General features: G+C 68.4%; 17 protein-coding genes. 10 read left to right on the top strand and 7 right to left on the bottom strand.

Annotated elements, in window-relative coordinates; genetic code table 11:
* Nucleotides 1-3,147 carry an efflux RND transporter permease subunit gene (locus F3J15_RS17835; protein ID WP_089445719.1) on the bottom strand — a complete coding sequence of 1,049 codons (3,147 nt, stop codon included), beginning with the start codon at nt 3,145-3,147 and terminating at the stop codon, nt 1-3.
* On the bottom strand, nt 3,144-4,253 hold the full coding sequence (locus tag F3J15_RS17830) for an efflux RND transporter periplasmic adaptor subunit (protein WP_166893078.1): 1,110 nt from the start codon (nt 4,251-4,253) through the stop codon (nt 3,144-3,146). Before F3J15_RS17830 ends, F3J15_RS17835 begins: the two co-directional genes overlap by 4 nt.
* Nucleotides 4,254-4,439: 186 nt before the next feature.
* Here F3J15_RS17830 and F3J15_RS17825 point away from each other — a divergent pair, with 186 nt between their 5' ends.
* Entirely contained in the window at nt 4,440-5,060 is a 621-nt protein-coding gene (locus F3J15_RS17825) for a TetR/AcrR family transcriptional regulator (RefSeq protein ID WP_069248043.1), read from the top strand.
* A 52-nt stretch (nt 5,061-5,112) separates the two neighbouring features.
* Here F3J15_RS17825 and F3J15_RS17820 read toward each other — a convergent pair whose 3' ends face one another.
* Together F3J15_RS17820 and F3J15_RS17815 are read right to left on the bottom strand one after the other, a co-directional pair.
* Complete coding sequence (locus tag F3J15_RS17820; RefSeq protein ID WP_345891581.1) at nt 5,113-6,846, bottom strand: ClcB-like voltage-gated chloride channel protein; 1,734 nt, start codon at nt 6,844-6,846, stop codon at nt 5,113-5,115.
* Nucleotides 6,847-6,949: 103 nt separating this feature from the next.
* Entirely contained in the window at nt 6,950-8,017 is a 1,068-nt protein-coding gene (locus F3J15_RS17815; protein WP_166893075.1) for a YeiH family protein, read from the bottom strand.
* Between the two features lie 112 nt (nt 8,018-8,129).
* Between F3J15_RS17815 and F3J15_RS17810 the strand changes: the two genes are divergently transcribed.
* The 8 genes from F3J15_RS17810 (at nt 8,130) to F3J15_RS17775 (ending at nt 16,138) form a co-directional block, all read left to right on the top strand.
* Complete coding sequence (locus tag F3J15_RS17810) at nt 8,130-9,023, top strand: LysR family transcriptional regulator (RefSeq protein ID WP_166893064.1); 894 nt, start codon at nt 8,130-8,132, stop codon at nt 9,021-9,023.
* Between the two features lie 160 nt (nt 9,024-9,183).
* On the top strand, nt 9,184-9,948 hold the full coding sequence (locus tag F3J15_RS17805; protein WP_166893062.1) for a sugar phosphate isomerase/epimerase: 765 nt from the start codon (nt 9,184-9,186) through the stop codon (nt 9,946-9,948).
* A gap of 28 nt (nt 9,949-9,976) precedes the next feature.
* Nucleotides 9,977-10,969 carry a sugar kinase gene (locus F3J15_RS17800; RefSeq protein ID WP_069248038.1) on the top strand — a complete coding sequence of 331 codons (993 nt, stop codon included), beginning with the start codon at nt 9,977-9,979 and terminating at the stop codon, nt 10,967-10,969.
* Nucleotides 10,970-11,181: 212 nt separating this feature from the next.
* Nucleotides 11,182-12,462, top strand: a complete 1,281-nt coding sequence (locus F3J15_RS17795) for an MFS transporter (protein WP_046545793.1) — start codon at nt 11,182-11,184, stop codon at nt 12,460-12,462.
* Between the two features lie 5 nt (nt 12,463-12,467).
* A complete protein-coding gene (locus tag F3J15_RS17790; protein ID WP_166893060.1) occupies nt 12,468-13,433 on the top strand; it encodes a D-glycerate dehydrogenase in 966 nt (321 codons plus the stop codon).
* Nucleotides 13,434-13,872: 439 nt separating this feature from the next.
* The gene (locus F3J15_RS17785) at nt 13,873-14,916 is read left to right on the top strand and encodes a LacI family DNA-binding transcriptional regulator (protein ID WP_166893058.1); all 1,044 of its coding nucleotides are present in this window, start codon (nt 13,873-13,875) and stop codon (nt 14,914-14,916) included.
* Nucleotides 14,917-14,970: 54 nt separating this feature from the next.
* A complete protein-coding gene (locus tag F3J15_RS17780) occupies nt 14,971-15,762 on the top strand; it encodes a YhfC family glutamic-type intramembrane protease (RefSeq protein WP_166893056.1) in 792 nt (263 codons plus the stop codon).
* Nucleotides 15,763-15,775: 13 nt separating this feature from the next.
* Nucleotides 15,776-16,138: a DUF3022 domain-containing protein gene (locus F3J15_RS17775; protein ID WP_047850836.1), complete on the top strand. Its 363-nt coding sequence runs from the start codon at nt 15,776-15,778 to the stop codon at nt 16,136-16,138.
* A 33-nt stretch (nt 16,139-16,171) separates the two neighbouring features.
* Here the strand turns inward: F3J15_RS17775 and F3J15_RS17770 are convergent, their stop codons facing one another.
* Together F3J15_RS17770 and F3J15_RS17765 are read right to left on the bottom strand one after the other, a co-directional pair.
* Nucleotides 16,172-16,603, bottom strand: coding sequence for a PGDYG domain-containing protein (locus F3J15_RS17770; RefSeq protein WP_069248035.1), 432 nt, complete (start codon nt 16,601-16,603; stop codon nt 16,172-16,174).
* A 130-nt stretch (nt 16,604-16,733) separates the two neighbouring features.
* Entirely contained in the window at nt 16,734-17,285 is a 552-nt protein-coding gene (locus F3J15_RS17765) for a Spy/CpxP family protein refolding chaperone (RefSeq protein WP_166893054.1), read from the bottom strand.
* Between the two features lie 256 nt (nt 17,286-17,541).
* Here F3J15_RS17765 and F3J15_RS17760 point away from each other — a divergent pair, with 256 nt between their 5' ends.
* Entirely contained in the window at nt 17,542-18,006 is a 465-nt protein-coding gene (locus F3J15_RS17760; RefSeq protein ID WP_006481526.1) for an Lrp/AsnC family transcriptional regulator, read from the top strand.
* A 6-nt stretch (nt 18,007-18,012) separates the two neighbouring features.
* Here F3J15_RS17760 and F3J15_RS17755 read toward each other — a convergent pair.
* Nucleotides 18,013-18,661, bottom strand: a 649-nt coding sequence (locus F3J15_RS17755; RefSeq protein WP_166893052.1) for a HAMP domain-containing sensor histidine kinase, incomplete at its 5' end; no start/stop codon positions are given.

The following is an 18,661-nucleotide window of genomic DNA, read 5'->3' as shown; positions in this document are numbered from 1 at the left end:
TCAGGCTCCCGACGGCGCGGCAGGGGTGCCGCCAGGCGGCGGGCCGTCCTGCGGGTCGCGTTCGTCGCGCTTCACGCGGAACCACGTCGCATACAGCGCGGGCAGGTAGAACAGCGTCAGCACGGTCGCGCTCGTGATGCCGCCCATCAGCGCGGTCGCCATCGGCCCGAAGAAGTTCGAGCGCAACAGCGGGATCAGCGCGAGCACGGCGGCTGCGGCCGTCAGCGTGATCGGGCGGAACCGCCGCACGGTCGCGCCGATGATCGCGTCGATGCGGCGGTGGCCGACCGCGATGTCCTGCTCGATCTGATCGACGAGGATCACCGAGTTGCGCATGATGATCCCGAACATCGCGATCACGCCGAGCATCGCGACGAAGCCGAACGGCTGGCCGAACAGCAGCAGCGTGGCGACCACGCCGATCAGCCCGAGCGGCGCGGTCAGCACGACCATCAGCACGCGCGAGAAGCTTTGCAGCTGGATCATCAGCAGCGTGAACACGGCGATCGCCATCAGCGGCATCTGCGCATTGATCGACTTCTGCGCCTTCGCGCTTTCCTCGACCGAGCCGCCGATGTTGATCTGATAGCCGACCGGCAGTTGCGCGCGCAACGTGTTCAGCTTCGCGTCGACCGCATGGGTGACGTCGATGCCTTGCGCGCCGGCGCGCACGTCCGATTGCACGGTGATGGTCGGCTGGCGGTCGCGCTCCCACACGACGCCGTACTCGAGCGTCGGCTTGAAGCGGCCGAGCGAGCCGAGCGGCACGGGGCCGTTCGGAGTCGGCAGCGCGAGGCCGGCGAGCTTGCCCGGATCGACACGATCCGCCCGCGGCGCGCGCAGGTCGACCGCGATCAGCTTGTCGCGCTCGCGGTACTGCGTGACGGTCGTGCCGGACAGCGTCATCGCGAGGAAGCTCGACACGTCCTGCGACGTGACGTTCAGCTCGCGCGCCTTCTTCTGGTCGATCTCGAAGCGCACCGAGCGCTCGGCCGGCTCGTCCCAGTCGAACTGCACGTTGACGGTGCGCGCATCGCCGCGCATCGTCGCCGCGACCTTCTCCGCGATCGAGCGCACCGTCGCGATGCTGTCGCCGCTCACGCGGAACTGCACCGGATAGCCGACCGGCGGGCCGTTCTCGAGCCGCGACAGCCGCGAGCGCACGGCCGGGAACTGCTCGCGCAACGTGGTTTCGAGCCAGGTCGCGAGCTTTTCGCGGTCCTTCACCGATTTCGCGGTGATCACGAACTGCGCGAAGTTCGGCAGCTGAAGCTGCTGGTCGAGCGGCAGGTAGAAGCGCGGCGCGCCGCTGCCGACGAAGTTCACCGAATGATCGATCTCGGGGCGCTTGTCGATCACCTTCTCCAGGCGTTCGGTCTCGCGCAGCGTCGCCGCGAACGACGCGCCTTCGGGCAGCCGCAGGTCGACCAGCAGCTCGGGGCGATCGGAGCTCGGGAAGAACTGCTGCGGCACGAGCGAGAAGCCCATCAGCGCGACGACGAAGAGCGCGCCCGTGATCAGCAGCACGACGAAGCGCCGCTCGATGCACCAGTCGATCCAGCCGCGCAGCCGCCGGTAGAAGCGCGTGTCGTAGATGTCGTGCTCGTGGTCGTCGGGCAGGTGCGCTTCATGCGCTTGCCGCTTGCGCTCGGGCAGCAGGTGGAAGCCGAGCAGCGGGATCAGCACGACCGCCGCGAACCACGACGCGATCAGTGCGATCGCAGACACCTCGAAGATCGAGCGCGTGTATTCGCCGGTGCTCGATTTCGCGAGCGCGATCGGCAGGAAGCCCGACACGGTGACGAGCGTGCCCGTCAGCATCGGGAACGCGGTGCTCGTATAGGCGAACGCGGCGGCGCGTGCACGGGTATAGCCCTGTTCGAGCTTCACGGCCATCATCTCGACCGCGATGATCGCGTCGTCGACGAGCAGCCCGAGCGCGAGCACGAGCGTGCCGAGCGACACCTTGTGCAGCCCGATGTCGAACAGGTACATGAAGAGGGCGGTGACCGCGAGCACGACGGGAATCGAGATCACGACCACCATCCCGGTGCGCAGGCCGAGCGACACGAGGCTCACGACCAGCACGATCGCGACGGCTTCCGCGACGGCTTCGAGGAAGTCGTCGACCGAATGCGCGACCGCATGCGGCATGCTCGATACCAGCGTCAGCTTGAGGCCGGCCGGCAGTTGCGCCTGCAGGTCCTTCGATTCGGCGTCGAGCGCCTTGCCGAGCCGGATCACGTCGCCACCCGGCTGCATCGTGACGCCGATGCCGAGCACCGCCTTGCCGCCCGCGCGCATCTGCGTGACGGCCGGATCGTCGTAGCCGCGCTTCACCGTCGCGAGATCGCCGAGCCGGAACGTGCGGCCGTTGATGCGGATCAGCGTGTCGGCGATCGCGTCGACGTTGTCGAACTGGCCGCTCGGCCGCACGAACACGCGATCGTCGGCGGTCGTCAGCGTGCCGGCCGACGAGATGTCGTTCTGCGCGTTGATCGCCTGCCCGAGCTGCTGCGGCGAGATGCCGAGGCGCGTGAGCTGCGCGTTGTTGACCTCGACGAAGATCCGCTGGTCGGGGTCGCCGAAATAGTCGACCTTGCCGACCCCCGGCACGCGCAGCAGCACGGTGCGCAGCTGGTCGGCGTAATTGTGGAGCTGCGCGGGCGTGAAGCCGTCGCCTTCGAGCGTCCAGATATTGGTGTAGACGTCGCCGAATTCGTCGTTGAAGAACGGACCCTGCACGCCGGGCGGCAGCGTATAGCCGATGTCGCCGACTTTCTTGCGGATCTGGTACCAGGTTTCAGGCACGTCCTTCACGGGCGCCGAATCCTTCATCGTGAAGAAGATCAGCGATTCGCCGGGGCGCGAGTAGCTGCGCAGGAAGTCGATGGCCGGCGTTTCCTGCAGCTTGCGGCCGATCCGGTCGGTGACCTGTTCCTGCACCTGCCGCGCGGTCGCGCCGGGCCAGAACGTGCGGATCACCATCACGCGGAACGTGAACGGCGGGTCTTCGGATTGCGCGAGGCGGGTGTAGGCCAGAATGCCCGCGAGCGTCGCGAGCGCGATCAGGTAGACGACCAGCGCCTGGTGGCGCAGCGCCCACGCCGACAGGTTGAAGCGGCCTTCTTCGTAGGAAACGCTCACGATGCGAAGTCCTCCGGATGCAGCGGCGCGATCGCGCGGACCTTCTCGCCCGCGCTGACCGTGTGCACGCCCTGCAGCACGACGCGTTCACCGGGCTGCAGCCCGTGCGACACCGTCACCGTGCGCTCGTTGAAGCGCGCGACGTCGACGCGGCGCAGCTCGAGCGTGTCGTCCTTCGAGCGCACGACCCACACGGCCGGTTGCTGACCGTCGTGGAACAACGCGGTCGCGGGCAGCGTGATCGACTGCGCGTCACCGGCGGCCGGTGCGCCGTCGAACGCGACGCTGGCGGTCATCCCGAGCCGGATCGCCGGATCGGGCGCGGCGAGCGTGAGCTTCACGCGATACGTGCGGCTTTGCGGATCGGCGGCCGGCGCGATTTCGCGGACCTTCGCGGCGAACGGGCGGCCCGGCAGCGACGGCAGCGTGACGGTCGCCGTGTGGCCCGGCGTGAGCGATGCAAGCGCGGCCTCGGGCACGTCGCTGACGACGTCGACGTCGCCGGACCACGCGAGCTGGTAGACGGCCTGGCCGGCCGACACGTTCTGGCCGGTGTCGGCCTGTTCGGCGGTGATATAGCCCGCATGATCGGCGACGAGTGTCGCGTAGCGGAGCTGGTTCTTCGCGAGCGCGAGCTGTTGCTGCGCCTGGTCGCGCTGCGCGAGCGCCGACGTATAGCTGTTCTCGGTCTGCTCGAGCTGTGCGGTCGCGATCAGGTTCTCGCGCGCCTGCGCGCGATCGCGGTCGAGCTGCTGCTTCGCGAACGCGAGGCTGTGCGTTGCGGCATCGAGCTGCGCCTGCGCGCTCGCGGCGTTCTTCTCGACGTCGGACGGATCGAGCAGCGCGACGACCTGGCCGACCTTGACCGTATCGCCGAGGCGCACCTTGCGCTCGATGATCTTGCCGGCGATGCGGAACGACAGCGGGGTGGCGTAGCGCGGCTGGATTTCGCCGGGGAGCGTGCGGGCGACGGCAGCGTCGTCGGCATGGGCGGGCAGCGCAACGACGGGGCGCGGGGCAGGCGGCGCGGATTCTTTCGGATGACAGGCGGCGACGACGAGCGCGGCGCCGACCAGCAGCGCGACGCGGGAACCGGAGCGATTCACGAAACCCCCAGATGAGGTGAGAGCGAGAGCGGAACGAAGCCGGCAAGCGCGGCGGGCGCTTGCCCCGAGCGGCGCCGGCACGGGCGTGCGGACACCTTCTTTCAGAAACTGTGGCGAATTCTAATACACACCTGTATCTGAATGCAAAGATGAATCCGAAAGGTAAAGGGTGCTAGACTGCGCGCCATGAAACCACAGCGCTTAACTCGCGAGCAGAGCAGGGACCAGACGCGCGAACGTCTGCTGATCGCCGCGCACCGTATTTTTCTGAAGAAAGGTTTTGTCGCCGCGAGCGTCGAGGACATCGCGGCGGCGGCCGGCTATACGCGCGGCGCGTTCTACTCGAATTTCCGCAGCAAGTCCGACCTGCTGCTGGAATTGCTGGAGCGCAATCACGCGGAGGTGCAGGCCGATTTCCAGGCGATCTTCGACGGGGGCGGAACGCGCGAGCAGATGGAGTCGATGTCGCTCGCGTATTACCGGACGCTGTTTCAGGACGACGAATATTCGCTGCTGTGGGGCGAGGCGAAGCTGCAGGCCGCGCGCGACGCGAAATTCCGCGTGCGCTTCAACCAGTTCCTGCATGGCAAGCGCCTGCAGATGGCCGAGTTCATCCGGCGCTTCTCCGAGCGCGCCGGCACGCCGTTGCTGCTGCCGGCGGAGACGCTGGCGTTCGGGCTGATGTGCCTGTGCGATGGCGTGCAGTCGTACTACACGGCCGATCCGCAGCACGTGTCGGCCGAGGTGGCCGAGTCGGTGCTGGCGGGGTTCTTCGCGCGCGTGGTGCTCGGGCGCGCACCGGACTGAGCGGGCCTCGGGCCGCGCTCGCGCGGCGGGCGGCGGGCGGCGAATCGCCCGGTCAGCGTTCGCCGGTCATCCGCCGGTACGCATCGAGCAGCGACGTCTTGTAGACGACCCCGGCGAGGGTCGGCTCCGCTTCGCTTTCGATCACCGGCAGGCGTTCGCCCTGGAACGCCATGAAGCGTTCGAGCGCGATGGCGAGCGGCATGTCGGGCGTGAGCAGCGGAAACGGCGTGTGCGCATAGTGCGCGGCCGTCTTGTCGGCCGTGTCGCGCTTGTCGAGCAGGTCCGACGTGATGTCCTTCAGCGCGACCGCGCCGCGAAAGCGTCCGGCGTCGTCGGTCACGTACAGATACTTCACCGGATATTCGAGGAACACGCGCGTCATGTCGGCGACGCTCGCAGTGAGCGGCACGACCGTCTGCGCGGGCTGGATCAGTTCGCGCATCTGCGTGGTGCGGATCCGGCTGCGTTCCTCGGCATCCTGGTGGTGATGCAGGGTGATCTCGTACATCGACGTCGTGCCGGTCGCGCGCGCGACGAAGTACGCGAATACGCAGGACACCAGCAGCGGCAGCACGACCTGGTAGCTGAGCGTCATCTCGAAGATCATCAGGATCGCCATCAGCGGCGCCTGCGTGGCGCCCGTCAGGAACGCGCCCATCCCGACGATCGCGTACGCGAAGTACGCCGACGTATGGCCGGGCCACACGGCTTGCATCGCGAGCCCGAACAGCGAGCCGAACACCGCGCCGACGAACAGCGTCGGCGTGAACACCCCGCCGATCGCGCCGGAGCCGACGGTGGCGGAGGTCGCGATCACCTTGAACACGAGCACCGCGACGAGTGCCTGCCAGGTCCACGGCGAATGGAGGATGAGGTTCACCACGCTGTAGCCGTTGCCCCACACGTCCGGCACCCAGACCGAGATCACGCCGACGACGAGGCCGCCGAGCGCGAGCCGCACGGGCAGCGGCACGGGCAGCCGCTTGAACTGGTTCTTCGATGCATCGAGCAGGTGCAGGAACTGCGGCGCGAGCACGCCGCACAGCGCGCCGAGCACGACGAACAGCAGCACTTCGGGGCCGGTGACGGCTGGAAACACCGGCATCTCGTACGGCGGCCGGTAGCCGACAAATTCGCGCATCACGATGTTCGCGACGACCGACGAGACGATCATCGGCCCGAGACTTTCCATCGCGATGCCGCCGAGCACGATCTCCGACACGAAGAAGGCGCCGGCGATCGGCGCGTTGTACGCGGACGTGATGCCGGCGGCCGCCCCGCAGGCGACCAGCAGGCGCAGGCGCGGCGGGTCGAAGTGCACGAAGCGGCCGACGAGCGACGCAGCGAGCGCGGCGAGCTGCACCATCGGGCCTTCGCGGCCGATCGAGCCGCCGCTGCCGATCGTCAGCAGCGACGACACGCTGCGCCACAGGCTCTGGCGGACCGGCACGATGCCGTTGCCGAGCGCGACCGATTCCATGTAGTCGGTCTTGGCGGCCTGCTTGGCGCCGCGGGTCGCGAGCAGCAGCACGCAGCCGGCGAGGAAGCCGCCCGCGGCCGGCATCCAGAACCGCACGTACCACGGCAGGCGCTTGGCCATCTGCACGAAGCTGCCGCTTTGCCCGGAGATCAGGTGCTGCATCAGGTCGATGCCTTCGCGGAACGCCATCGTGGCAAAGGCGCCGCCGACGCCGACGATGGCCGACCAGATCAGCATCGTATGGGCGTCCGACAGGCGGAACAGCGTTTGGGCGCGAGTGCGCAGCTTCAGCAGGAACGAGAGCACGGCTGAAAGAGGGCGATGGAAAACGACGCGAAGCATAGCACTGCGCCGCGCCCGCGGGACCTTCCCGTCGGGCGCGGCGCGCGAAGTGTCACGGGCGGGCAACTCAGCCAAGCCAGTGCTGCACGGCCCGGGTGATCCCGTAGCCGCCGGCGATCAGCCACACGTACAGGATCAGGCCGGTCATCAGCGCCCGGGGGCCGGCTGCGCGGATCTGCGCGACGCGGGTTTCGATGCCGAGTGCGGTCATGGCCATCGTCAGCGCGAAGGTGTCGAGCACGTTCAGCGTGTGGGTGACGTCGGTGGGCAGCACGTTCAGCGAATTGACGATCACGAAGCCGAGGAAACCGAGTGCGAACCAGGGCACGGCCACCTTCCGCTTGCCGTGCGCGCCGGCGGCGGTGGCGCGGGCCGAGCGGGCCAGCCACCAGCCGAGCGCCAGCAGCACCGGCACCAGCAGCATCACGCGGGTCATCTTGACGATCGTCGCGATGTGCGCGACCTGCGGGCTGATGTCGCTCGCCGCGCCGACCACCTGCGCGACCTCGTGGATCGTGCCGCCGAAGAACAGGCCGAGGCCGGCCGGATCGAGGTTCAGCAGCCCGGCGTGATACGCGATCGGGTACAGGAACATCGACAGCGTGCCGAACAGCACGACGCTGCCCACGGCCATCGCGCTCTGGTGCGGCTTCGACTGCAGCGTCGATTCGAATGCGAGCACGGCGGCCGCGCCACAGATCGCACTGCCGGCGGCGGTCAGCAGGGCGGAATCGCGGTCGAGCTTCATGATCTTCATGCCGGCCCAGGTGCCGATCACGAGCGTGCTGACGACGACCAGTACCGACACCGTCAGGCCCGGCAGCCCGACCTGCGCGATTTCCTGCAGGCTCACGCGCAACCCGAAGAACGCGACCGCGATGCGCAGCAGCTTGCGCGCGGAGAAATTGACGCCGGCTGCCCAGCTGGCCGGCATGCCGTCGCGCAGCGCGTTGCCGTACACGGCGCCTGCGACGATGCCGACGATCAGCGGCGACAGGCCGAGCCCCGCGATCGCGGGAAGCTGGGACAGGCTCGTGACGGCCGCGGCGAACAGCGCGACGAACAGCACGCCGTTCAACTGGCCGCGCATCGACGGCGCGGCGGGGCTGAGATGGGGAGTCGGAGCAGTGGACATGGAAGCACCGTGATGGAGCGTGTTGCGATGCTGTAATCCTAATTTCGTTATATCGATATGAAAAATTGTGATTTGTGACGTAAACTATCCGGAAAGCTGATAATTTATCCCCATGACCCCGGATCAACTGATAACGTTCGCCGCCGTCGCCGAGCACCTGAACATCAGCCACGCCGCCGTGGCGCTGCATCTGTCGCAGCCGGCCGTGTCGGGCCAGTTGCGGCTGCTGCAGGACGAATTCGGCGAGCCGCTGTACCAGCGCGAAGGCCGCGGCATCCGCCTGACCCCGGTCGGTGAACAGCTCGCGCAGTACGCGAAGGCGCAGCGCGACACGTTTGCGCAGGCGCGTGCGTTTCGTGACGCGGTACGCGGGCTCGAGGCCGGTACGCTGCGCATCGGCGCGAGCACGACGCCCGCGAGTTACCTGTTGCCGTACCTGATCGCGGCGTTCCAGCCGCGCGCGCCGCGCGTGGCGATCCAGACGATGAGCGGCAACACGGCCGACGTGGTCGCCGCGCTGCCGTCGCTCGATATCGCGATGATCGAAGGGCCGCCCGGCGAGGCACTGCCGCCGGGCACCGCGGTGCACGCGTGGCGCGAGGACGAGATCGTGGCGATCGTGCCGACCGGCCATCCGCTGGCCGCTCCGGAATATGCGTCGGGGGTCACGCTCGACGCGCTGGCCGCCCATCCGCTCGTGCTGCGCGAGGCGGGCTCCGCGGTGCGGCAACTCGTCGAGCGCGCGTTCGCGCAAGGCGCGGCGCCGATGCGCGTCGCGTTCGAGATCGCGGGCGTCGAGGCGGTGAAGGAAGCTGTGCGGGCCGGGATGGGCGTCGGGTTCGTCTCGGCGATGTCGTTGCGTCACGACGATGCCGCGCTCGTCCTGCGCTCGCTCGCGCCCAAGCCGCTCACCCGTCACTTCTCCATCCTCGTGCCGCACGGCGGAGCGCCGTCGCGGGTCGCCGCCCAGTTCCTCGAAATGAGCCTCGCGCACGACATCGCCTGAGCGGCCGAACCGGGCTCGGGAACGCGCGATGCGCGCCGCCACGCGCGCATGTGCGTCATGCCCCGTCTTAGGGATTTCCTCTATGGCGTGGGCCTGACGCGAAGCGCACCATCCGTCTCAAGCAAATGGAACCGGTTCCATTCCGGTGAAAAAGGGCAAAATGACAGACATCGTGATCGTGGCGAGCGCATTCGGGATGGACCGCGTGCGTCAGGAGGGCCACAGCGCATTCATCGCGACCGCGGCGGCGTCCGGTGCGACCGGCTTCGAGGTGCGGCGCGAACTGTTCGCGTCGGAAGAGGCGGCCGCGCCTGGCGCGCTGGCCGTGCTCGGCGCGCAACTGGCCAGCCACGGTCTGTGGTCGGTCTTTTCGACGCCGGCCAACCTGTACACGGAAACGGGCGCGCTCGATGCGGACGCATTGCGCAGCGCGCTCGCCGAAGCCGACGCGCTCGGCGCGCGCTTCGTGAAATTCCAGCTCGGCGGCTTCGCCGGCGACGCGCACGCAGCCGAGATCGTCGCGCTGTCGCGCGGCGCGCGGGCCCGCGTGGTGGTCGAGAACGGCCAGCTTCCGGTCGGCGGCGCGCTCGCGCAGTTCCGCGGGCTGTTCGACGCACTGGCCGCGGCCGGCATGCCCGATGCGCTCGGGATGACCTTCGACATCGGCAACTGGCAGTGGCCGGGCGAAGCGCCGCTTGATTGCGCGCAAGTGCTCGCGCCGCATGTGGAATACATTCATTGCAAGGCAGTCGCGGGCGAGGGCGCGCGCCGTTTCGCCACCGCGCCGGCTCCGAACGACCCGCTCGTGACCGGCGTGCTCGCGGTGCTGCCGCAGCACGCGCCGCGCGGCATCGAGTTCCCGTTCGACGCGGCCGACCTGGCGGGCGATGCATGCCGGCGCGTTGCGTGGCTCGCCACTGCGTGACGGTGGAAGGATCCTGGAGAGTTCATTCATGAAAGCAGCACTTGATGTCGTGACCTACGGCGAAGCGATGGCGATGTTCGTCGCGACCGAGCCCGGCCATCTCGCGCACGCGACGCAATTCACGAAGCGGGTCGCGGGCGCCGACCTGAACGTCGCGATCGGCTTGTCGCGGCTCGGCTTCCGGGTCGGCTGGATGAGCCGCGTCGGCCGCGACTCGTTCGGCGGCTACGTGCTCGACACGCTGGCGCGCGAGGGCATCGACGCGTCGTGCGTGACCGTCGATCCGCGTTACCCGACCGGCTTCCAGCTGAAGTCGCGCAACGACGACGGCAGCGACCCGACCGTCGAATATTTCCGCAAGGGCTCGGCCGCGAGCCACCTGTCGTGCGACGACTACGTGGCCGACTACGTGCTCGGCGCGCGCCACCTGCACCTGACGGGCGTCGCGCCGGCGATCTCTGCGACGTCGTGCGAGCTCGCGTTCAGGCTCGCGCGCGAAATGCGCGCAGCCGGCAAGACGATCTCGTTCGACCCGAACCTGCGCCCGACGCTGTGGCCGTCCGCCGACGTGATGGCGAAGACGCTGAACGCGCTCGCGTCGCTCGCGGACTGGGTGCTGCCGGGCATCGCCGAAGGGCGGCAACTGACCGGGCACGATACACCCGCCGACATCGCGGGTTTCTATCTTGCACAGGGGGCGCGCGGTGTCGTGATCAAGCTCGGCGCGGAAGGCGCGTACTACCGGACGGCCGACGGCCGTGACGGAACGGTGACGGGCGAGCGCGTGCAGAACGTCGTCGACACGGTTGGCGCCGGCGACGGCTTCGCGGTCGGCGTGGTCAGCGCGCTGCTGGAGGGCAAGACGATCGAGCAGGCGGTGGCGCGCGGCAACCGGATCGGTGCGCTCGCGATCCAGGTGATCGGCGACTCGGAAGGACTGCCGACCCGCGCCGCGCTCGATCGATTCGAAAACGTCAGCAATCGCGCCGATCGCTTAGAGGAAACCTTCACCGCGCAATGAGAGGCCGGACACGGCACAATCCGCGGACTCAATTCGTCGTGCATGCGCACGGCAAGGTACGGGACCGGGACGGGCGCTGAAGCGTTTGTTCAGGTCGACCGCAAAGCATGGGATCCAAGTAAGCGCTGAAGCAGTAACTTGGATCGACCGCGAAGCATGGGATCCACGTAAGCGCTAAAGCGCTAACGTGGATCGACACAGGAGACACTCTGATGGCCAACACTCTCGCTGCCCGCCGCTGGTGGACGATCATGCCGATCGTCTTCATCACGTACAGCCTCGCCTACCTCGACCGCGCGAACTACGGGTTCGCGGCCGCGGCCGGCATCAACCAGGACCTCGGGATCAGCAAGGGCCTGTCGTCGCTGATCGGCGCGCTGTTCTTCCTCGGCTACTTCTTCTTCCAGATTCCCGGCGCGATCTATGCGGAACGCCGCAGCGTGAAGAAGCTCGTGTTCGTCAGCCTCATCCTGTGGGGCGCCTGCGCGGCGCTCACGGGCGTGGTCAGCAACATCCCGTCGCTGATGGCGATCCGCTTCGTGCTCGGCGTCGTCGAGGCGGCCGTGATGCCGGCGATGCTGATCTACATCAGCAACTGGTTCACCAAGAACGAACGCTCGCGCGCGAACACGTTCCTGATCCTCGGCAACCCGGTCACCGTGCTGTGGATGTCGATCGTGTCGGGCTATCTCGTGCACGAATTCGGCTGGCGCCACATGTTCATCGCCGAAGGCGTGCCTGCCGTCCTCTGGGCCGTGTGCTGGTGGTTCCTCGTGCAGGACAAGCCGGCCGATTCGCCGTGGCTCAACGCGCAGGAAAAGCGTGACCTCGACGCCGCGCTCGCGGCCGAGCAGGCAGCGATCAAGCCCGTGCGCAACTACGGCGAAGCGTTCCGCTCGCCGGCCGTGATCAAGCTGTGCGCACAGTATTTCTGCTGGAGCATCGGCGTGTACGGCTTCGTGCTGTGGCTGCCGTCGATCGTCAAGAACGGCTCCGACCTCGGGATGGTCGCGACCGGCTGGCTGTCCGCGCTGCCGTATCTCGCCGCGACGATCGCGATGATCGCCGCGTCGTGGGCGTCCGACAAGGTCGGCTCCCGCCGCGGTTTCGTGTGGCCGTTCCTGCTGATCGGCGCGGCTGCGTTCGCCGCATCGTATGCACTCGGCTCGTCGCACTTCTGGATCTCGTATGCGCTGCTGGTCGTGGCAGGCGCCGCGATGTACGCGCCGTACGGCCCGTTCTTCGCGATCGTGCCGGAACTGCTGCCGAAGAACGTCGCCGGCGGCGCGATGGCGCTGATCAACAGCATGGGCGCGCTCGGTTCGTTCGTCGGCTCGTACTTCGTCGGCTACCTGAACGGGGCGACCGGCTCGCCTGTCGCGTCGTATGCGTTCATGAGCGCCGCGCTCGTCGCCGCGGTGATCCTCACGCTGTCCGTCAAACCCCAGGCGCGCGATACGCATCCGCTCGCGACGCCGCTGCAAGGAAAATGAATCAGATGAAGCCCCGTATCGTCGCGTACAAGCCGCTGCCCGATGACGTTCTCGCGTACCTGCGCGAGCATGCGGACGTCGTGCAGGCCGACGGCGCCGCAGCCCTCGCCGATGCGCTCGGCGACGCGGACGGCGCGATCGGCGCGAGCCTGAAGGTCACGCCGCAGATGCTCGACCGCGCACCGCGGCTGAAGGCGTGGTCGACGATCTCGGTGGGCTACGACAACTTCGACGTCGCGGATCTCACGCGGCGCGGAATCGTGCTCGCGCATACGCCGGACGTGCTGACCGAGTCGACCGCCGATACGGTGTTTTCGCTGATCCTCGCGTCCGCGCGACGCGTGGTCGAGCTGGCCGAATGGGTGAAGGCCGGCCACTGGCATCACAGCATCGGCCCCGACCTGTACGGTACCGACGTGCAGGGCAAGACGCTCGGCATCGTCGGGCTCGGGCGGATCGGCGGCGCGGTCGCGCGCCGCGCGGCGCTCGGCTTCCGGATGCAGGTGCTGTACGCGAACCGCTCCGCGCATGCGGAAGCCGAGACGCAGTACGGCGCGCGGCGCGTCACGCTCGACGAACTGCTCGCGCAATCGGATTTCGTGTGCCTGCAGGTGCCGCTTTCGCCGGAAACGCACCACCTGATCGGTGCGGCCGAATTCGCGAAGATGAAGCGCGGTGCGATCCTGATCAACGCATCGCGCGGGCCGGTGGTCGACGAGGCCGCGCTGATCGACGCGCTGCGCGCGGGCACGATCCGCGGCGCAGGGCTCGACGTGTTCGAGAAGGAACCGCTGGCGGCGGATTCGCCGCTGCTGCAGATGAAGAACGTCGTCGCGCTGCCGCATATCGGCTCGGCGACGCACGAGACGCGCCATGCGATGGCGCGCTGTGCCGCGGAAAACCTGGTCGGCGCGCTGGCCGGCACGCTGCGCACGAATCTCGTCAATCCGGATGCGCTCGCGCACGCGTGAGCCGCGGCGGGTCGCGGGTCGGCCACCGGCCGATGTCCGTCCGGCGGGGGGCCGGCTTCGTTAGAGTCGATGATCTTGGTGCCGGCGGGCTGGCTGCGTTATGATCGCCCGCGCGTCGCATCGACGGCCCGGCAACGTTGCCGGCGGCGTCCCGCGACGGGTATCCGCGCCAGGTCCGGTGCGGCCGACTGCTGTTGCAGGTGACCGGGGCGGGTGCCGCGCGCCGGCGCTGAAGGGCAGATGCTGATCGACCGCGAAGCATGGGACCCGCGTAAGCGCTAAAGGGCAGACGCTGGTCGACCGCGAAGCATGGGATCCACGTAAGCGCTGAAGCGCTAACGTGGATCGACAGGAGATTCCACCGGGTGGCTTACGTTTCCAACAACAAAGATCCGTCTGCTCACGAAGTGGCGCGGATCCTACGTCGCGAGGCACGACAGTGACCGATTCGCAACCAACCACGACGCGTCCGGCGACGATCAGCGATGTCGCGCGCGAGGCCGGCACGGGCAAGACCAGTGTGTCGCGCTACCTGAACGGCGAGACGCACGTGCTGTCCACCGATCTGCGCCAGCGGATCGAAGCGGCCATCGCGCGGCTCAACTACCGGCCGAACCAGATGGCGCGCGGGCTCAAGCGCGGCCGCAACCGCTTGCTCGGCATGCTCGCGGCCGACCTGACCAATCCCTATACCGTCGAAGTGCTGCAGGGCGTCGAGGACGCGTGCCATGCGCTCGGCTACATGCCGCTGATCTGTCACGCGGCGAACGAAGTCGAGATGGAGCGCCGCTTCCTGCAGTTGCTCACGACCTACCGCGTCGAAGGGCTGATCGTCAACGCGCTCGGCGCCGATGAGGACGTGCTGCGCCCGCTGCGCGGCGCCGGCATCCCGGCCGTGCTCGTCGACCGCACGGTCGAAGGCTTCGAGGCCGACCTGATCGGCCTCGACAACGCCGACGCGATCGAGACGGCACTCGCGCACCTGGTCGAACACGGTTTCGACGCAATCCATTTCGTCGTGCAGCCGTTCGAGCGCGTCAGCTCGCGGCGCCTGCGCGAGGCCGCGTTCCGCACGGCACTGGCGGCGCGCGGGCTGACGGTGCCGTCGACGGTCGTGCTCGACCTGAACGCGCCCGACGCGGTCACGGCGGCGCTCGCCGATATCGATGCCCGCATCGACGACGCGGCACGACGCGGCGTGCGCGCGGCGCTGTTCGCCGCGAACGCGCCGGTCGCACTCGCGATCGCGCGCCACCTGCGCGCGCGTTTCGGCTCCGCCTGGCAGCAGAGGGTGGCGCTGCTGTCGATCGACGATCCGGAATGGGCCGAGTTGATCGGGATCACGACGATCCGCCAGCCGACCTACGAAATCGGCTACAAGGCCGTCGAATTCGTGCATGAGCGGATCGACGGCGCGGCAGGCGACGTACGCGTCTCGCTGTTGCCGGGCGAGCTGGTTGCGCGCGCGTCGACCGCAAGCTGAGTATCATTCGGGGCACGCAGCGCGTCAGGTGCGCTGCCCCGAACAAGGAAATACATGACTGTCGCTCCCGTCACGCTGGCGGTGCTGATCGCCGCCACGCTGATCATCGCGCTCCTGCCGCTCGTCCTCTACCGATTCCTGCGCAAGCCGCTGGCGCTGAACCGCCGCGACACGATCGTCGGCGTGGCCGTCTTCACGCTGTTTGCGATGATCCTCGAACGCGCGTTCCACGGGCTCGTGCTGAGCCAGACGCCGCCGGATGGCTGGCTCACGCAGCCGCTCGCGTTCGTCGCGTACAGCGCGCTCGCAACGGCCGTATTCGAGGAAGTCGGCCGCTATCTCGGGATGCGTTTCCTGAATCGCCGCTATGGCCCGTCGTCGGCCGGCGACAGCCGCGGAATCGGCTACGGGATCGGTCACGGTGGCGCCGAAGCATGGTTCGTCGGCGTACTCGTATGGGGCCAGTGGTCGTATCTCGCGTGGCTCGCGAGCCGCGGCCAGCTCGAGACGCAGCTCGCCGACCTGCCGGGCGATACCGTCGTGCGCCTGCATGTGATGCTTGCGACGTTGTCGGCACAGTCGATGCTGCTGTTGCTGCTCGAACGCTGCACGGCATTCGTGCTGCAGCTCGCGCTGTCGGTGCTGGTCTGGCGTGGCGTGCGCGCCGGCCGCGCGGGCGTGTTGCCGCTCGCGATCGTGCTGCATGCGCTGGCGGCCGCGCCGGCATTGCTGTACCAGGTGCGCGTGCTGCCGGCCGGCTGGGTCGAGGCCGCGTATTTCGTGCTCGTCGCGATCCTGGTCGTCGTGCTGGTGAAGGCATGCCGGCCGTCGCAATCGGCAGCCTGACGGGAGAGACGGGATGGATGACTATCTGATCGAATGCCAGAGCGCGGAATTCGACGCGCTCGCACGCGTGATCTGCGATCTCTTTCCGGAGCAGACGCGTTTCGCCGAAAGCAGCGACGCACGCGGGCGGTTCCTGTCCGTGCAGTGGCTCGCGATGCGTTTCGGCTCGGCGCCGAAGCGGATGACGCTCGATATCCGGATCGTGCCGGCCGCGCTCGCGCGCTACCTGGCGCTCAAGCCGATGCAGCGGGCGCGCAGCCATGCGGTGCTGCATGCGTATACGGAAGCGATGCTCGGGTCGCTCGAGGAGCGTCACGCGGCCGGCGAGGCCGTCGAGCGCGACGCTGAACTCGTACTCGACGAAGACTTTGCGTGACCGTTCGCGCCGGCGCCATGCCGGCGCACTGCATTACGCGTCGCGGTAGACCTGCGCGAAGCGCTGCGCCTGCACGACACCGTAGTCGCCGGGCGCGTATTGCATCACCCAGTCGCCGGCGACGCCGCGCAGCGTGTCGCCGTTTTCCGAGCGGGCGATCGTGAACGGCTCGTCCATCCGGCGGGCGAGCACGACGGCCGGCCGGTTCCGGTAGGCGCCCGGTTCGCCGTGTGCGCGTGCCGGATCGGCGGGCAGGTATTTGGCGTCGAAGCGCGCGCGTGACACGACCCAGCGGTCGCCGGTCGAGCCCGTGATCAGCGCGTCGCCCGCCACATAGCGGTTCGGGCCTTCGAGGCTCATCAGTTCGCCGTCGGCCTCCGCGAAGGCAACGGCGACGGTTTCGTCCTTGACGACGCGACGGGCCTGCGGATCGGTACGCAGGTCGAGGTGCTTGAGTTCGAGCATGGCGGGGAAGGGCGGGAAAGCGGTAAAAGCCGGGAGCTTATCCCGAATCCGGCGCGCCGTGTGACGCGCCGGTCGCCTGGCGCGGCGCCGTTCGGCCCGGACGGGCGGTACGGCGCCGGCACGGAGGGCGTCAGGGCTGCGCGGGTGCGCTGGCGGCCGGCGCGGCTGCCGCCTTGCCTTCCTTGCCCTTCGTCTTGCCCTTGCCGCGGTGCTCGCCGTCATGGTGCAGCCAGCTGCGGAACGTCGTGTCGGCCAGCGCCTTCTGGTCGGCCGGGAAGCTCTCGTAGAGCGGTGCGAAGGCGTCGGCGAGCTTCTTCGCGCCGTCGGCGTTCGCCTGCGACAGTTCCGCGTACTGCTTCATGTCGTCGAGTGCGGACACGTCGTGCTTCGCCATCCGTTCGCGATAGAGGCGGCCCATCGTGTCACCGTTGTCGCGCATCGTGTCCGCGAACGTCTTCCACTGGGGTTCCTGCGCCGATGTGATCTTCAACTGGTCGTGCAGGTACTTGATGCGTTGCTCGACGCGGGCTTCGTGACGTTCCGCGCGCTGCTCGGCGGTCGGGGCCGACGCCGCGGCCGTCGTTGCGGGGGCCTGGGCGGGCGCTTGCGGCTGCGCCGGGGTTTGCGCGAACGCGCTGGCTGCAACGACGAGCGTAGCGAGGGTGAGCGAGATTTTCTTCATGGTTGGCTCTCCGGGGTGGTGTCTTGCGAGCGGGCGCGGCGGCAACTGCCGCAAGCGCGCTTCTCGCGTCGCCTGCTATTAGTAGCACGTTGAATGCGGTGCAGCAGTGAATGCGACACTTGCTTACATCCGATACGAATCGAAATTGAAAGGTTCTGGCCCGGATCATGGCGGTGCCGTTTGGGCGGGCCGGCGTTCGGCGCTATCATCGCGTCACCTTCCACTCAGCCGGCGCGTCGTGCCCCGGCCCAGCCTCATGCGTCCACCCCGCCTCGACCAACTCGACGATCTCGACCGGCAATTGGTCGCGCTGCTGCAGGCCGATGCGCGCGCCAGCGTCGCGGATCTCGCGCGCCAGCTCGACGTCGCGCGCACGACGGTCGTCGCCCGCATCGCGCGGCTCGAACGCACCAACGTGATCGCCGGCTACAGCGTCCGGCTCGGGCAGGACGTGCTCGATGCGAGCATTTACGCGTACGTCGGCATCATCCTCACGCCGAAGTTCGGCAAGGACGTGTTGCGCAAGCTCGACCGGATGCCCGAGGTGCAGCTGCTGTGCGCGGTGAGCGGCGAATACGACTACGTCGCCTGGCTGCGCGCCGATTCGCCCGAACGGCTCAACGACCTGCTCGACCAGATCGGCACGCTCGAAGGTGTCGAACGCACGACGACGTCGATCATCCTGTCGCGCAAGATCGATCGCGGGACGATCGGCGGCTGACGCGCGTCAAGCGCGGTGTTTGTCGTGCCGAGCGTGCTGCGCCGGCGTATCGGTCCGGCTGTCGGGCTGCGTCGTGCCGAACGGACGCACAAGCGGAATCCGTACCGAGATGCGCAAGCCGCGCGATTCCGCTTCGTTCGCATAGGCGAGCGTGATGTCGGCACCCATCCGGTCCGCGACGATCTTCACGATCGACAGGCCGAGCCCGGAGCCGATCTGCGCGTTGCCGGGCACCCGGTAGAACGGGTCGAACACACGTTCGCGTTCGTGCGGCGCGATGCCCGGCCCGGTGTCGGCGATCGTCACGCACACGTGCGTGTCCGTGCAGTGCGTCGACAGGTCCACGCGTCCGCCCGGCGGCGTGTAGCGGATTGCGTTGTCGACCAGGTTCATCACGAGCGACACGAGTTCGAGCTCGTCGACAGGCACGTGCGCGTCCGGTCCGTCTTCGATGCCGATGTCGATGGTTTTCGCGTCGGCGAGCGGCATCAGGTCTTCGAGCACGCGGCGATAGACGGCATGGACGGACACGTCACCGGGCGGCGCGGCCGGCGCGCTTTGCGCTCGCGCGAGCGCGAGCAACTGCCCGATCAGGTGGCGGCTGCGATCGAGCCCGCCGCGCAGCGCGGCGAGCCGTGCGCGCGCATCGTCCGGC

This window comes from Burkholderia sp. Ap-955, from assembly GCF_011753045.1.
GTDB lineage: Bacteria > Pseudomonadota > Gammaproteobacteria > Burkholderiales > Burkholderiaceae > Burkholderia > Burkholderia lata_D.
The sequence above is the reverse complement of the archived record's forward strand: the minus strand, read 5'-3'. Positions and strand labels throughout refer to the sequence as shown.

What these genes read in the sequence shown, in the direction of transcription:
- F3J15_RS17825 (WP_069248043.1), top strand. Translation starts at nt 4,440, where the DNA reads ATGAAACCACAGCGCTTAACTCGCGAGCAGAGCAGGGACCAGACGCGC.
- F3J15_RS17815 (WP_166893075.1), bottom strand. Translation starts at nt 8,017, where the DNA reads ATGTCCACTGCTCCGACTCCCCATCTCAGCCCCGCCGCGCCGTCGATG.
- F3J15_RS17810 (WP_166893064.1), top strand. Translation starts at nt 8,130, where the DNA reads ATGACCCCGGATCAACTGATAACGTTCGCCGCCGTCGCCGAGCACCTG.
- F3J15_RS17805 (WP_166893062.1), top strand. Translation starts at nt 9,184, where the DNA reads ATGACAGACATCGTGATCGTGGCGAGCGCATTCGGGATGGACCGCGTG.
- F3J15_RS17800 (WP_069248038.1), top strand. Translation starts at nt 9,977, where the DNA reads ATGAAAGCAGCACTTGATGTCGTGACCTACGGCGAAGCGATGGCGATG.
- F3J15_RS17795 (WP_046545793.1), top strand. Translation starts at nt 11,182, where the DNA reads ATGGCCAACACTCTCGCTGCCCGCCGCTGGTGGACGATCATGCCGATC.
- F3J15_RS17790 (WP_166893060.1), top strand. Translation starts at nt 12,468, where the DNA reads ATGAAGCCCCGTATCGTCGCGTACAAGCCGCTGCCCGATGACGTTCTC.
- F3J15_RS17780 (WP_166893056.1), top strand. Translation starts at nt 14,971, where the DNA reads ATGACTGTCGCTCCCGTCACGCTGGCGGTGCTGATCGCCGCCACGCTG.
- F3J15_RS17775 (WP_047850836.1), top strand. Translation starts at nt 15,776, where the DNA reads ATGGATGACTATCTGATCGAATGCCAGAGCGCGGAATTCGACGCGCTC.
- F3J15_RS17770 (WP_069248035.1), bottom strand. Translation starts at nt 16,603, where the DNA reads ATGCTCGAACTCAAGCACCTCGACCTGCGTACCGATCCGCAGGCCCGT.
- F3J15_RS17765 (WP_166893054.1), bottom strand. Translation starts at nt 17,285, where the DNA reads ATGAAGAAAATCTCGCTCACCCTCGCTACGCTCGTCGTTGCAGCCAGC.
- F3J15_RS17760 (WP_006481526.1), top strand. Translation starts at nt 17,542, where the DNA reads ATGCGTCCACCCCGCCTCGACCAACTCGACGATCTCGACCGGCAATTG.